This window comes from Kribbella sp. VKM Ac-2569 (genome assembly GCF_004216905.1).
Taxonomy (GTDB): domain Bacteria; phylum Actinomycetota; class Actinomycetes; order Propionibacteriales; family Kribbellaceae; genus Kribbella.
Map to the genome: position 1 here is coordinate 196,779 of NZ_SGXJ01000006.1, position 14,929 is coordinate 211,707.

Here is a 14,929-nt window from a genome sequence, read left to right on the forward strand (position 1 = left end):
ATGGCGGGATTGCGGCATGACATGTGTCCGCCACGCCGTACGTCACCGAAGGGCCCTCGAAGGAGCGCACGATGCTCGACGTGCTGGGATTGGATGCGATCGAGGAAGGCGCCTACCGGCGGCTGATCGCGCTGCCGTCGGAGTCGCTGGAGACCTTGGCTGCCTCGATGGAGGTGGAGGTCGCCGACGTCGCCGCGGCCCTCGACGGACTCGAGGAGAAGGGCCTGGTGGCGCGGTCGACCGCGACGCCGGGACATTTCGTCGCGTCCCCGCCGACGCTCGCGCTCGGCTCACTGATCGTGCAACGCCAGGAGGAGATCCGGCGGGCGCAGCTCGAGCTCGGGCGGCTCGCGGAGCAGTACCGGGGCGTGATGGCGGATCGCTCCGACACCGACGTGATCGAGGTGGTCCGCGGCGCGCAGGCCGTGGCGCAGCGGTTCGGCCAGATGCAGCGTGGGGCGTCGGAGGAAGTGCTGGCGCTGGTGAAGGCGTCGGTCGCGTTGGTGCCTGCGGACGAGAACGTGGACGAGGATGCGGCGCTGGCTCGCGGCGTCTCCTACCGGGTGGTCGTCGAGCGGGCGGCGTTCGCCAAACCCGGGTTCGTCGACCTGGTGGCCGAGTCGCTCAAGGCCGGCGAGAAGATCCGGGTCACCGGCGATCTTCCGCTCCGGCTGATCATCGCCGACCGCTCGCTCGCTTTGTTGCCCTTGGCCCCCACTGCGGCGAACGCCGCCGGCGGGGCACTACTCGTGCATCCGTCCGGGCTGCTGGATGCGCTCCTGCATCTGTTCGACCTGGTCTGGGCGACAGCCAACGAGGTGCTACCCACCGCCGACGGAGCTACCGAACAGGCCGCCGAACGCCTCGACGACATCGACGCCCGAATCCTCACCCTGCTGCTCGCCGGCCTCACCGACCACGCGATCGGCGGCCAGCTCGGTATGTCGCTACGCACCGTCCAACGCCGGGTCAGCCAACTCATGGACCGGGCGCAGGTCGTCACCCGCTTCCAACTGGGCCACGAAGCCTCTCGCCGCGGCTGGCTGGGCGTCTGATGATCGGTAGTTGTACTCATCCGCCGTACGCCGCGGCTCGATTGACTGGTGGTATGAGTTTGACACGGTACGCCGCTCTGCTCGCGAAGGTGCTGCTCCTCGGGTTGTTGCTGTCGGCACTGATCTGGCCGGACCTCAGCGGTATCAAGGGAAAGGCGTCGACCGCTCGCCTGGTCGTGTACCCGCTCGGCGGGATGGTCCTGCCGCTGTGGTGGTGGGCCTACGGGCGAACGCGGAGCAAACTACACCGCTCGTTCCCGTGGCCGGCGGATCTGCTGATGACGCTGCCCTGGTTGATCGACCTGATCGGCAACCGGCTCAACCTGTTCGACACCGTCGGCTGGTGGGACGACGCGATGCACTTCGTCCTGTGGGGCTTCCTGACTGCCGGCGTACTGCTGGCGTTCGTACCCCGCGACCTCTCGAGCGCCGTCACCACGTTCGTCGCCCTCGGCTTCGGCGCCACCGCCGCGGTCGTCTGGGAGGTCGGCGAGTACGTCACCTTCGTCCGCAACTCACCCGAACTCCAAACCGCCTACACCGACACCCTGGGCGACCTGACCCTCGGCACGCTGGGCGCGCTGCTCGCCGGCCTGATCGTCAGCCAGCTCCGCCCACATCCCCCTACTACTCGTAACCTGTAGCGGACCGGAACGGAGACCTTTCGATGCGTGTTGTATTGACGGCCTGGGGATCGCGCGGAGATGTGGAACCGTTGGCGGCGCTGGCGGTGGCGCTCCGGGAGGTCGGTGCGGAGGCAGTGGTCTGTGTGCCACCGGAGCCGGATTTCGAAGCATTGCTGAAGCGGGCCGACGTACCGATGGTGCCACTCGGTCCGTCGGCGCGGTCGGTGGTCACCGCGCCGAAACCATCATCGGGGCATCCCGCGTTCGAGCTGGCGCCCAGGCTCGTCGCCGCGCGGTTCGAGACGCTCGGCGCCGTGGCGCAAGGCGCCGATGCGATCGTGGCGACCGGGTTGATGCCGGCCGGTGCGCGGGACGTGGCCGACAAACTCGGCCTCCGCTACGTGCTCGCCTGCTTTCACTTGGGCGGAATTCCGTCGCAGCATTTCCCGCCCGGAGCACGACCAGGTACGCCGTCGCCGGCCGGCGAGACCGATCGGCGCGTGCTGTGGGAGCACGATGCTCAGCGGGTGAACGAGTTGTACGGGTCGGCGCTGAACAGCCAGCGGGCCGCGATCGGACTGCCGCCGGTCGCGAACGTCCGCGACTACGTGTTCACCGATCACCCCTGGCTCGCGGCGGATCCGACGCTGTGCCCGTCGAAGGGCATGACGGATCTCGACGTCGTACAGACCGGCGCATGGATCCTGCGTGACGACCGTCCGCTCCCGGACGAACTGCAGGAATTCCTCGAGGCCGGCGAGCCGCCGGTGTACGTCGGGTTCGGCAGGCACTGTTCCCGAGGGTCGCGGCGGTCGTGCACCACGGCGGCGCGGGTACGACGACCACGGCCGCGCGAGCCGGCGTGCCACAGCTCGTCGTACCACTGATCGCGGATCAGCCGTACTGGGCTTCCCGGGTCGCCGCGCTGGGCATCGGCGCCGCACTCCAGGGCTCGGCGCCGACCGTTGACTCCTTGTCCAGAGCACTCGGGGAAGCCTTGTCTCCGGAGGTCCAGGCGCGCGCCGCAACTGTGGCCGGTGCGATCAAGCTCGACGGTGCAACGGTCGCAGCGCAACTCCTTCTCGACGGTGCAGCCACGTCGTCCTGACGACCCGTAGCTAGTCGACCGGGCGGTGCAGGGCGTCGATCAGGTGGGTGACGACGGTCTCCGGCGAGCGGGTCCAGTCCGTCGTCAGGACGTGGTGGACTCGCCAGCCGGTGGTGGTCAGCGCGGCGGGGTGGGTGGTCAGCCGCTCCAGGAGAGTGTCGGCAGCGACTCGTTCGGGCGTGTCTACGAGAACCGCGAGGCGATACCCGGTGTCCCCGGGGACCTTCAACGCGAGGTCACATCGGAACACGGACTCGCCCACCGCGAGATCGACCGCCACGCCGCGAGCCTCCAGTGCGGCAGCGAGTTGTTCGACGACCGGAGTACGACGCGTGCCGGCCACGCGCGCGGTCCTCAAGCTGTACGACGTGAGCGCGGACTTGGCGGCAACCTGGTCTCCTCGGGACACGGCAGCGGCGTACCCGAGGAATCGGCGCAGCGTGTTCGCGCCGTCGTTGTAGGTGTTGGTGATCGCGTCGGGTTCGATGCTGCTGACGATGACCATGTGTTCGCGCGCCCGGCTGAAGATCACGTTCAGGCGCTTCTCGCCGCCCGATGTGTTGATCGGGCCGAAGTTCATCAACATCCGGCCGTCGGGGCCGGCGGCGTAGCAGACGCTCATCAGGATGATGTCGCGCTCGTCGCCCTGCACGTTCTCCAGGTTCTTCACGAACAACCCGGCGTCCTGCTCGCCGTGCGTCCGCACCTGCTCCGCCTCGTACAGCGCCGCGAAGGACGGATCGCGGTCGGCGAGCTCGTCCAGCGCCCGCTCGATCTCGCCCTGCTGTGCCTCGGAGAACGCCACGATCCCGAGACTCTTGCCGGTCCCCCGCACCAGCAACTCCTGCACCAGCGAAGCAATCCACCGCGCCTCGGCCGGATTGGTACGCCGGACGTACACCCCGTCGACGAGCCGAACCGCCGTGATGCTCCCGGCCAGCAGGCTGTCGCACACCTCGGCCACCTCGGACACCGGAGAGTCGGCCCGCAGCGTCCACGGCGGCGCCGTATTGGGCGGCAACCGATCGGGAACTGTGGCCAGCTTGCCCTGGTAGAACGCCGCGTTGCTGAACGAGATCAACGCCTCGGAGCGACTCCGGTAATGCCAGGTCAGCATCGTCGACGCCAGCCGCAACGCACTGATCGAGAGGAAGCTGTCCTCGGTCAACGCGATCCCGACCTGTTCGGCGCCCTCGTCGTCCGCCTGGAGGTCCTCGGGTTCGCTCCGCACCCGGAAGTACTGCGTCGGCGGCAGCTGCATCTGATCCCCGACGACGATCACCTGCGGCGCACGGTGCAGCGCCGGGATCGCCTCCTCCACAGGGATCTGGCTCGCCTCGTCGTACACCACGACGTCGAACGAAGTTGTCAACGGCAACGTGTCGGACACCGAGGACGGGCTCATCAACCACACCGGCCGCAGGACGGACACCACCTCGCCGGGGGCACCGGACGCGACGTCGCGGATCGACCGGTACCGCATCACCTTGCCGAACTCGTGTTCCAGCTCGCGCCGCCCGGTCGCGAACGTCTTCTTGCGTTCACGGTCCTCGGGCGACATGCCGGTGACGCTGCGCTCGGAGTGGTCGACCTCGGCGAGGAACCGGCGGCGGACCTGGGCGACGACGACTTCCGCGTTGAGCGCGGTGAGGTCGTCGTACACCATGCTCAGCTCGCCGACGATCGCGTCGACGCGGTCCGAGGACAGCTGCAACGGCGCAGCCGAGCGGGCACGCTCCCATTCCGCAGCGCAGACGGCGTACTCGAGCTGGTCCGGCGTCGCATCCAGCCGACGGAGCGCGGTGAGCGCGGAAGGCGTCAGCTCCCGAAGCTTGGGACCGACGGCGCGTACGACGGGACCCTCGGACGCCAGCCGATCGGCGAGGTCGCGGAGACCGTCGACTGTCAACGTGTCCCAGTGATCGGCCAACAGATCGCTGGTGACTTCCGAGGCGTCGTCGAGGGCATCCGCCAAGCGCGCGAGCTCAGCCGGGGCGCCGTCGTCGAGGACGAAACGCCAGTCGGGGATGCTCTTGCGGGCGGCGGCGAGTTGGTCGATCAGCTCGCGCGGATCGTCGGCCGCCCAGTCGTGGCGGGTCTGTTCGGTGTGTTCCGCGACGGCGGCCGAGGCGGATTGGGCGGCGACCAGGTCGGTGAGGATCTCGGTGACGGACGGCTGCACGGAGCGCGTCGTACTGTCGAAGCGACTGCGGACAAGGTTCTTCACGCGGCGCCAGTCGCCGCTGAGGAACGAGAACGCCCTACCTTCCTTGCTCTGGGCAACCTTCAACGCGGATCGTGCGTCGGCCGGCGCGAGCGGCTCCTGCCAGCCCGCGGCCTCCTTCCACGCGGTCCGCTCGGCGGCGACGAGCTTCTTCCGCTCCGCCCCGGCTGCCGCCAGGTCGCGAGCCGTCGCCGACCGCGGAACGATCACGTCCACCTGATCCAAAGCCGCCAACGGCTCCAGCAACCGTCCGAGCTGAGCCAATCCGCGCACCTCCCGCACAGCCGCATCACTCGAGCCGGACAGAGCGACCGCCACTGCATCCCACTTCGCGCGGAGTTCCCTGGCGGACGCTGTCACGTCGGAGTCCCACCGGGCGAGGAACGCAAGCGGGCTCCGCGCCAACACTCCACCGGTCGACGGATCAGCCGCCGCCAGCGCCTGAGCAACCTCCCGCACAGCTCCCTCGGCCGCAAACCACTCACCCACAGCCGGCAGCTCGGACCCCTCAGGCGGGTTCCACGCGTGATCATGAAGCGAAGCGAGCCGATTGACGAGATCCCGGAGCCGAGGGCTGCCAGTCGCCAACTGTTTCTCGAAGGCATCCACAGTCGCCAGCAGACGATCGACCCGCGCGACCAGCTCAGCACGCCGCTCTGTCAACGCGTCCAAATCGTCCTCAGCGGACAGCCACGATTCGTACGTCTCCCGAAGCCCGTGGATGAACGCCTTCTTGTCGCCCTGCGAATCGTGGATCAGCGCACACAGCCCATCCAAGCGCCGACTCGCCAACCGCGCGTGCACGACGTCCAGCGCAGCCCGCTTCTGGCAGACGAACAGCACCCGTTTCCCGCGGGCGACGAAGTCCGCGATCAGGTTGGTGATCGTCTGCGACTTCCCCGTCCCCGGCGGTCCCTGGATCACGAAGCTCTCGCCCCGCCGCGCCCGCGCGATCGCCGCCACCTGCGACCCATCGGCAGGTACGACGAGATGCCGGTCGGCAGGAGCCAGCTCCGGCAGCGCACTCCCCACCGGTCGCGGTCGATCCGAGAACAGCTGGTCGAACGACGCCGCAGACTCCCCGGTCGTCAGCAGCTCGTCATAGTCCCGAACCAGCCCCAGCGTCCGGTAGTTGAAGTTCGCCAGCGACACCGCGCAGAGATCGACGTCCCACGAGTACGGTCCGCCCTCGGTGTCGAGCGAGTACACGTCGGTCTCGAGCGCCCCCGGCCGCCGCGGCTCCGCGCCGAGTGCGATCCCGAGCGGCAGCGACTGCTGCGCGATCTGGGCCCGGAAGATCTGCACCCCGAGCGGCTGATAGTCCGTACGCCGGTACGAGTACGGATACTGCTTCCCGCCGAACCCGGTCGCCACGTTCCCATGCCGCCGCCGGTTGTACGTCCGCAGCCGCGTCATCGCCCGCTGCCGCACCAGGTCGATCCGCGGTTTCTCGCGCAGATGCAGCTGCAGACCCGGCTCGGTCGCCTGGATCTCCTTCGCCAGCCGCTCGTGCAACTCCCGCAGCGCACCAGGAGCCGACAGGTCGACAGTCTCCGGCAACGAGATCCCGTACAGCTGCCGCAAGCTGTGCCGCAGCGTCGGATTGACCTCCGCGATCGGATCCGTGACCCGCAACGTGTACGAGTCCCGCACACCGCGCTTCTTCGTCAGCTCCACCTTCGCCAGCACCAACGGCGACGCGAGCCGCGTGTCCCTGTCGTTCTTCAGGTCGTGCCAACGCAAGAACGCCGGCACCAGCCGCAGCTGGTCCTGCCCGTAGTCGGCGCGATCCCGGCGCGCCGTGGAGATCAGCTTGTCCAGCGTGTTCGCGGCGTACGGCGCCTCGTCGTACCGGATCCACTTACCCAGCGGCTGGGCCTTCTTCAGCAGGTGTTCCGCGATGTCGTCGCGCCAGGTGAACAGCTGCTCCGAGCGAATCGTCCGTACGTCGAGCATCAGCGGCACCGACACCTCGGTGAGGTTCAACGTCTGGGCCGTCGGGCGGAAGTTGATCAGCCGGTTCCGCCGGGAGAGGTCGAAGAGCCGGTCGCGGAGCGCGCCGAGCACCGCCGTACGACGGTCCGCGGCGCCTTGGACGATCGCCTCGACGTCGAAGTCGAGCGGCTGGTCGCGATAGTTCTCCAGTCGTTCGATCAGCGAATGCAGGTCCTGCGCGCGCCGGTGCCGGTCCGGCTCGACCATCTGCGCGGCGACCGAGACGATCACCGGGTGCAGGTCCGGATCCAGCCGATACAAGTTGCCCCGGGCATCGATCAGGGTCGCGACGTCCTCGGTCCTCGACAGGTCGAGACCGCAGCCGAGCGCGAGCAGCAACTGCCCCAGACTGAAGATGTCGGTGAGCTGATCGTGGTGCCCGACCACGTGCTCCCAGCTCTGCCACCCGGCCACCAGCGTCGGCGCCCCGATCGCGTCCGGAACCGGCTCTGGTACGACGGTGGTCTCCTGGCCGCCGCTCTCCCCCAGATCGAAGTCGGCCTGTCGATGCGCCACAACCTCAACAGCAGAAGGACGTTTGCCCTGTCTTACCTCGATCTCAGCGGCGGCCAGAGCCGGCCGGCCCGCGTCCTCGGGCGCGAATCCCAGCCGGTTCTGCTCGTCGACCACGATCCGATCCAGGCCGCGCAACGGCGCGACCAGCCCACGCTCGTGCACGGCTGCCGTCTCGTGGAACAGCGGCAGCACCGCCGCCAGCAACGCATCGTTGCCCAGACCGCCCTGCGAGACGGCCAGCGCGACGAGATCCTCCGCGCTCATCCGACCACCTCCGCGGCAGCCTGCACGAAGCGTGCCCGTTCCTTGTCGCTCCACCCGAGCTCGTCGTCTGCGACATCGACGTACCCGGGCAATCCGGACCGTCGCGCAACAGCCAGCGACGCGACCAACCCGGCATCGCCGACCTCGGGATCAGCCGTGGCGAGATCGAGCAGCAAGTAACACAGATAGCGTTTCGTGGCCGCGGTCAACGGGCGTGGTCGCGGCAGTGGCGCTCCGTCCACCGGTCGCACCGCCAACGGCTCGTCGAAGCGCACCGCTCCGCCAGGCACGCCGAGAGGTCCAGGCGGATCCGCGAAGCCGGCTGCCGCTGTGGCGATCGCATCGGTCCGCAGCCCGTCCGTGTGCGCGATCGCCGCGGCGAAGTCCCGACTCAGCTCACGCAACAACACAGCGTCGAGCAGGTCCGGCGCGTCCACGTCGAGCGGACCGGTCACCAGGACCTCGACGTCCTCGCCGTCGAGCCAGTTCTTCAACGCCCACGCTCGTCCGACAGCCTCCGGGTGCGACGTCCCTCGACTACCGGAGCGGAGATCCAGCGACTCCGCCTGCCGCAGGTACGCCGCGGGGTCCGCCGTACTCAGACCCGTCTCCAGCTTCAGCAACGCGCGGATCGCCGTACTCAGATCACCGCACGCCGTCACCGCTCCCCGGTCCGCGAACAACTCCGTCGCCAGCGACCAGCGCCGATGCGTCTCGAGGTACTGCGACGGCGTCCGAGCGTCACCCGCCGCCGCATCGAGCAGCCGATCGACAGCGAGGTACCCACCGTCCTCGGCCTGCCACAACAGCCGATGCGCCAACTCGTGCCCGATCACGGCCGTCAATTCATCCTCGTCCAGCCGGTCGAGCAACGCCCCTTGGAAGAGGATCACCGCCTTGCCGGCCTGGTGAAGGTACGCCGCATTCGGCTCGCCGCTCACCTGGTAGAAGTCGACGCCCTCGTCCAGCTCCAACGCACGAGCCGCCCGCTCCCCCGCCCGGAAGACATCCGGATGTGCGTCGGCCTCCAACCGGTACGCATTCCGCAACAAGAGCTCGTCGAGCGACCCCTCCGGCCCACCGTGCAACGCCGCCCAGGCACGCTCGTCCACCTGGCGGACGACCGCCAGGACGGACCGGTGATACCCGAGCGCTGACAACATGCTCGCCACCATAACCACCCCGACCGACGAAATCCGAGCCTTCTCTCTGAGACTGTGGACAAGTGGACGTGACTGTTGCCGGCAGCGGAGACGCCTTCGGATCGGGCGGGCGTTTCCAGACCTGTATCGCGATCGGTACCCAGACGCTCGTCGACTGCGGCGCGACCAGCCTGACCGCGCTCCGTCAACAGTCCCTGGACCCGAACGAGATCCGCACGATCGTGATCACCCACCTGCACGGCGACCACTTCGGCGGACTGCCGTTCCTGATCCTCGACGGCCAGTTCCGCCGCCGCACCGAAGACCTCACCATCGTCGGCCCACCCGGCACCCAGGCCCGCCTGACCACTGCCATGGAGACGCTCTACCCGGGCTCGTCGCAAGTCCGTCGCCGCTTCGCTGTCCACATCCACGAGCACGCCGATCGCCGTACGCGCCAAATTGAAGGCCTGCGGATCACGCCCTACGAGGTGCGGCACGCATCCGGTGCGCCGGCGTACGCCGTGCGGGTGCAAACGCCCGAGCGAACGGTCACGTACTCCGGTGACACCGAGTGGACGGACGCACTTCTGGACGCGGCCGACGGCGCCGATCTCTTCCTCTGTGAGGGATACAGCCTCACTCCGATCCGCTGGCACCTCGACCTGGACACGCTGGCGAAGCACCGCAATGCCCTGACCTGTCGAGAGCTGATCCTGACCCATCTCTCGCCGACCGCACTCCAGGCGGACCTCAGCGACTGGCGCGTGGCCTATGACGGATTGCGCCTGCCACGCCAGGCTCGATAGGCCGGCGTCACGTCGGCAAGGGCCTGGTAAGCGGCCAGGAGCTCGTCACGAATCTGCTGGGCGTGCTCGGCGACCGGACCGGCAGGCGACCAGACGAGGCGTTCGCGGACCCACATCGGGTCGTCGGCCAGCGGGCGTACGACGACGTTCTCGCGTTCGACCGTGACTGCTCGGCACACGGCGACGCCGTGGCCCTGGCTGATCAGCGAGAACACGACGCTCGCGTTCGTCGGCTGGATCCGGCGCGGCACGAAACCCGCCCGGCGGCACGCCTCGCGGAACATCGAGCGCATCCGCAGGTCGTTCCCGTCGCCGGGAAGCCACTGCTCGCCGGCCAGCGCGGCGAGCGGAATTTCCGTCTCACCGGCGAGTGCGTGGTCCTTCGACAGCACGACGAACGCCGGCTCCACCATCAGCTCCGCCTCGGTCAGACCGTCCGGCACCGGCAGTTCGTAGCCGGGATAGTCCTGCGTCAGCCCGAGCTCGAGCCGGGCCTCGGCGAGAAGTTCGATCAGTTCCTCGTCCGAATCACAGACGTGCAGGGAGACCTCGACGTCCGGCAGGACCTGCCGGCTCACGGTCACCAAGGCGGCCGCCATCGGTCCGGCGGTGGCGCCGAGCCGCAGCGTTGCCAGGTCCGCGCCGGTCTCTCGTCGCCGGACGTCACGCACCAGGTCGTCGTGCAACGCGATGATGCTCTGCGCGTGGGACAGGACGATCGTGCCCAGCGCGGTCGGTCGCGCACCGCTTCCGTCCCGGGCGAAGAGCGGACCGCCGAGAAGGCGTTCGATCCGCTGCAGCTGCCCGGTGACGGCCGGCTGACTGTGGCCGAGCAGCACCGACGCCCGGCTGATACTGCCCGTCTCGGCGATCGCGGCGACGACCCGGAGGTGGCGGATCTCCAGATCCATAACGCGATGTTATGGGCAAATCGGAGTACCTGAGGGGGCTGTCCGGATCCCAGACTTTTCCTGACGCATCAGGAAGGAGACTTATGTCTCGACTGTCCCGGCGCCGGCGCCTGACCGTTCTCGCGCTGACCACCGCCCTCCTCGCCGGTCCCCTGACCGCTGCGACCGCCCATGCCGAAGCAGAGCCGACCGGCTGGACCACCCGGCAGGCCGCGAAACCGACCGGAAGCTGGGTCACACTGCTCACCGGCGACCGGGTCTTCGTCGACGGCAACCGGATCACGCTCGACCCCGCACCCGGCCGGGAACAGCTCGGCTTCACCCAGTACCAGCGCGACGGCCACCAGTACGTCGTACCGAACGACGCCCTCGGCCTCGTCTCGAGAAACCAGGTCGACCAGCGGCTCTTCGACGTCACCGGACTGGTCCAGGCCGGGTACGACGACGCACACGTGGCCGAGGTGCCGACGATCGTGTCGTACGGCGCGACCGCGGCTCCGAAGCTCCGAGCAGCCCGCGTCACCAAGAACCTGCCTGCCCTGCGCGCAGCCGCGATCAAGGTCGGTAAGACCAAGGCCCGCGACTTCTGGACCGACGTCACCACCGGCACCACGACCAAGCGGACCACCGCACCCGGGATCGCCCGGGTCTGGCTCGACGGCAAGCGCGAGGTGTCGCTCGACCAGAGTGTCCCGCAGATCGGCGCGCCCACCGCCTGGGCAGCCGGGTACGACGGAACGGGTGTCACCGTGGCCGTGCTGGACACCGGCATCGACGACACCCACCCGGACCTGGCCGGCAAGATCATCGGCGAACAGAACTTCAGCGACGCCGCCGACACCGAGGACAACGTCGGACACGGAACGCACGTCGCCTCGACGATCGTCGGCAGCGGCGCGGCGTCGGGCGGCAAGTACAAGGGCGTCGCACCCGGTGCGAACCTGTTGATCGGCAAGGTCTGCAGCACGCGGAACTGTGCCGAGTCGGCCATCCTGGCCGGCATGGAGTGGGCAGCGCCCCAGGCCAAGGTCATCAACATGAGCCTCGGCGGCGACGACTACCCGGGCATCGACGTACTCGAGGAAGCCGTCAACCGCCTCACCGCCCAGACCGGGGCGCTCTTCGTCATTGCCGCAGGCAACAACGGCGCCACGGGCGGGGTCTCGTCACCGGCGACCGCCGATGCGGCGCTCGCGGTCGGCGCGGTCGACAAGCAGGACAACCTGGCCGACTTCTCCAACCGCGGCCCGCGGAACGACGGAGCGATCAAGCCGGACATCACCGCTCCCGGCGTCGGCATCGTCGCGGCTTTGGCCAAGGGCTCCGACTATCCGCAGTACTCCCCCGGGTACACCCAGCTCAACGGCACGTCGATGGCCACGCCACATGTCGCCGGAGCCGCGGTGTTGCTCGAGCAGCAGCACCCCGGGTGGTCCGCGACCGACCTGAAGGCAGCGCTGATGGCGTCGGCCAAGCCGAACAGCGCCTTGACAGTGTTCGAGCAAGGCGCCGGCCGAGTGGATGTCGGCCGCGCGGTCCAGCAGGCCGTCCTGCCCAGCGTCTCCAGCCTGGCTCTCGGCTCCCAGCCCTGGCCGGCTGAGGACGACACACCGGTCACCAAGACCGTGACGTATCGCAACGAAGGCACGTCCCCCGTGACGCTCGACCTGTCGACCGCGGTGACCGGACCGGACAACGCTCCTGCTCCGGCCGGGTTGTTCACAGTCACTCCGGCCCAGCTCGTCGTACCGGCTGGAGGTACGGCGGACGCCGTACTGACCGCTGACACCCGAGTGCAGTCGGCTACCGGCCTGTTCACCGGCGCGTTGGCCGCAACCAACGCCGATGGTGTGTCGGTGCGCGTGCCGTTGACGATTACGAAGGGACACGAGGCACGGACCGTCACCTTCAAGGTGACCGACCGGACCGGTGCACCGGCGGCCGACTACGCGATCTGGGCGACTGGACTGGATCTGGACGTCTTCAAGTTCCCGTACAGCGCGTCCGGAACAGTCACTGCCCAGCTGCGGCCAGGCCGGTACCACGTGCAGGCCTCGGTGGTCAGCCCGGACGGTAGCTCCACTCTGCTGGTGCAGCCGAACCTCACTGTCGGTCACTCGGACGACGGTGTGGTCGAACTGGATGCCCGCAAGGGCACACCGGTGTCAGTCACCGTCCCTAAGGCCTCGGCCAGGACCAAGTTGGTCTCCGTCGGTGCCTATCGCGTGCTGCCGCGCGGCTACGCGATCGACGCCCGTATTACCGGGCCTGACTTCAGCAAGCTCTTCACCGCGGACCTGGGTGACGAGGTCACGGCAGACGAGGGCACGCTGCTCACAGACGTCACCAGTCGCTGGGCCGAGCCGACTGCGGACGGCACGTTCTACAACTCGCCGTACGAGTACGACATCGTCGACTTCGTCCGGGGACGCTTCCTCACCAACTACAAGCACACCGTCCGCCAGAGCGAACTGGCGACAGTGACCACCCGCAACCACAGCGTCTGGCCCGTCAAACAGACCGGCTTCATGCACAACTGGGGATTCCCGGCCGAGGGTGGCAGTGCGATCTCGGCAGCGATCCTGTACGACGTACCCGGCGTCCGGACCATCTACTACAGCGCGAAGGGCGTGACCTGGAACAACCGCTGGGACATCAGCGGCGGTAGCCAGACACAGTTCTGGTACGACGGCACCACCTGGCAGCCAGGTCGTCACTACACGGTCGACTGGCAGCGTGGACCGGCCGGACCGAAGTTCAACGCACGCACGTACGTCGCCCGGGTCGGCAACACGATCGTGCTCAACGTGCCGCCGTTCGGCGACGACTCCGGTCACACCGGGTACTCGCTGCTCGACAGCGGCCGGGTCGGGTTCTACCAGAACGGCGTGCGGCTGGCCGAGATCCCGACGTACTTCTACGACGCGAGCGGGCCGGTGCCGGCCGCGGAAACGCCGTACCGGCTGGAGTACGAGGTCAATCGGCCAACCGGGTTCAACACATCGACCAAGATCAGTGGCTCGTGGACCTTCAAGTCCTCGGAGGTCGGCACCGACAAGTGGACCTACCTGCCGCTGTCGTCGTTCTCCTTCACGCCGGCGGTCGATCTGAACAACAGCGCGCCGGCCGGTACGGCGTACCTCGTGCCGGTCAGCCTGAAGACACAGCCGGGCTCGACGCCGTCCGCGACACGCAAGATCACCGTCGACGTCTCGTACGACGAGGGCACCACCTGGCGCACCACCACCCTCATCCAGACCGGGGCTGACACGTGGCTCGCCGCCCTGCGTCACCCGTCGAAGGGTTCGGTGTCGTTCCGGGCCACTGCGGAACGTGCCGACGGCGGCACGGTCGACTACACCGTGATCCGCGCGTACAACCTGCGGTAGCTAGGACCTAGGCGTCTGTCGGACGGCAGATACCGCTCGCGGCGGCGGAGGCAGCCAGTGCCTTCGCCGCCAGGTTGTTCGGCGCAGGGGTGGTGTGCCGGCCGATCGGGACGACCATCGGGGTGCCGGCGACCGGGTCCGGGACGACCTTGACCGCCAGCCCGAACACGTCCTGGACGACCTCTTCGGTGATGACCTGCGACGGGTTGCCCTCGGCAACGATCGCGCCGTCCTTCATCGCGATCAGGTGGTCGCCGAACCGGCAGGCCTGGTTCAGGTCGTGCAGCACCAGCACGATCGTTCGATCCTCCGACTTGTTCAGGTCGACCAGCAGGTCGAGCACCTCGAACTGGTGCGTCAGGTCGAGGAACGTCGTCGGCTCGTCCAGCAGCAGGATGTCGGTCTCCTGCGCCAGCGCCATCGCGATCCACACCCGCTGCCGCTGACCGCCGGACAGCTCGTCGATCGGCCGGTCCGCGATCGACAGCACGTCGGTCGACGTCATCGCTTCCGCAACTGCTTCGTCGTCGGAACGCGACCACTGCCGGATCCACCGCGTCCGCGGGTACCGCCCACGACCGACGAGGTCCGAGACCGTGATCCCTTCCGGTGCTGTCGGCGACTGCGGCAGCAGGCCGAGCTTGGTCGCCACCTCCCGCGTCGGGATCTGCTGGATGCTCTTCCCGTCCAGCAGCACCGTCCCGCGCGACGGCTTCAGCAACCGCGCCAGCGTCTTCAGCAGCGTCGACTTGCCGCAGGCGTTGGCGCCGACGATGACCGTGATCTTCCCGGTCGGGATCCGCACCGACAGGTCGTGGATGATCTCCCGCTGGTCGTACCCGACCGCGAGACCGTCCGCTGCCAAGCTGTGTTCCACAGGGTTCTCCATC

General features: G+C 68.5%; 10 protein-coding genes. 6 read left to right on the forward strand and 4 right to left on the reverse strand.

Features of this window, described 5'->3' with window-relative positions; genetic code table 11:
* Positions 1 to 71 precede the first annotated feature (71 nt).
* Genes EV649_RS35035 through EV649_RS41350 form a run of 4 tightly spaced genes read left to right on the forward strand, consistent with a single transcriptional unit; the run spans position 72 to position 2,789 of the window.
* Positions 72 to 1,055 (forward strand): helix-turn-helix domain-containing protein, encoded by a 984-nt coding sequence (locus EV649_RS35035; RefSeq protein WP_130387985.1) that lies wholly within the window; start codon positions 72 to 74, stop codon positions 1,053 to 1,055.
* 53 nt (positions 1,056 to 1,108) lie between these two features.
* On the forward strand, positions 1,109 to 1,699 hold the full coding sequence (locus EV649_RS35040; protein WP_130387986.1) for a hypothetical protein: 591 nt from the start codon (positions 1,109 to 1,111) through the stop codon (positions 1,697 to 1,699).
* Between the two features lie 23 nt (positions 1,700 to 1,722).
* Positions 1,723 to 2,568: a hypothetical protein gene (locus EV649_RS41390; protein WP_206751599.1), complete on the forward strand. Its 846-nt coding sequence runs from the start codon at positions 1,723 to 1,725 to the stop codon at positions 2,566 to 2,568.
* Positions 2,496 to 2,789 carry a nucleotide disphospho-sugar-binding domain-containing protein gene (locus EV649_RS41350; RefSeq protein WP_206751600.1) on the forward strand — a complete coding sequence of 98 codons (294 nt, stop codon included), beginning with the start codon at positions 2,496 to 2,498 and terminating at the stop codon, positions 2,787 to 2,789. The genes EV649_RS41390 and EV649_RS41350 overlap by 73 nt, the downstream gene beginning before the upstream one ends.
* Positions 2,790 to 2,799: 10 nt before the next feature.
* On the opposite strand, the gene EV649_RS35050 is transcribed toward EV649_RS41350, so the two are convergent.
* The gene (locus EV649_RS35050) at positions 2,800 to 7,788 is read right to left on the reverse strand and encodes an AAA domain-containing protein (protein WP_130387987.1); all 4,989 of its coding nucleotides are present in this window, start codon (positions 7,786 to 7,788) and stop codon (positions 2,800 to 2,802) included.
* Positions 7,785 to 8,951, reverse strand: coding sequence for a M48 family metalloprotease (locus EV649_RS35055; RefSeq protein WP_157996370.1), 1,167 nt, complete (start codon positions 8,949 to 8,951; stop codon positions 7,785 to 7,787). The genes EV649_RS35050 and EV649_RS35055 overlap by 4 nt, the downstream gene beginning before the upstream one ends.
* A 62-nt stretch (positions 8,952 to 9,013) precedes the next feature.
* On the opposite strand from EV649_RS35055, the gene EV649_RS35060 reads away from it, so the two are divergent.
* A complete protein-coding gene (locus EV649_RS35060; RefSeq protein WP_130387989.1) occupies positions 9,014 to 9,739 on the forward strand; it encodes an MBL fold metallo-hydrolase in 726 nt (241 codons plus the stop codon).
* Here the strand turns inward: EV649_RS35060 and EV649_RS35065 are convergent.
* Positions 9,703 to 10,650: a LysR family transcriptional regulator gene (locus EV649_RS35065; RefSeq protein ID WP_130387990.1), complete on the reverse strand. Its 948-nt coding sequence runs from the start codon at positions 10,648 to 10,650 to the stop codon at positions 9,703 to 9,705. The two genes, EV649_RS35060 and EV649_RS35065, sit on opposite strands and share 37 nt — an antisense overlap.
* A gap of 83 nt (positions 10,651 to 10,733) precedes the next feature.
* Here EV649_RS35065 and EV649_RS35070 point away from each other — a divergent pair, with 83 nt between their 5' ends.
* Positions 10,734 to 14,039 carry a S8 family serine peptidase gene (locus EV649_RS35070; RefSeq protein ID WP_157996371.1) on the forward strand — a complete coding sequence of 1,102 codons (3,306 nt, stop codon included), beginning with the start codon at positions 10,734 to 10,736 and terminating at the stop codon, positions 14,037 to 14,039.
* A 7-nt stretch (positions 14,040 to 14,046) separates the two neighbouring features.
* Here the strand turns inward: EV649_RS35070 and EV649_RS35075 are convergent, their stop codons facing one another.
* Positions 14,047 to 14,928: an ABC transporter ATP-binding protein gene (locus EV649_RS35075; protein ID WP_130387992.1), complete on the reverse strand. Its 882-nt coding sequence runs from the start codon at positions 14,926 to 14,928 to the stop codon at positions 14,047 to 14,049.
* Position 14,929 lies beyond the last annotated feature (1 nt).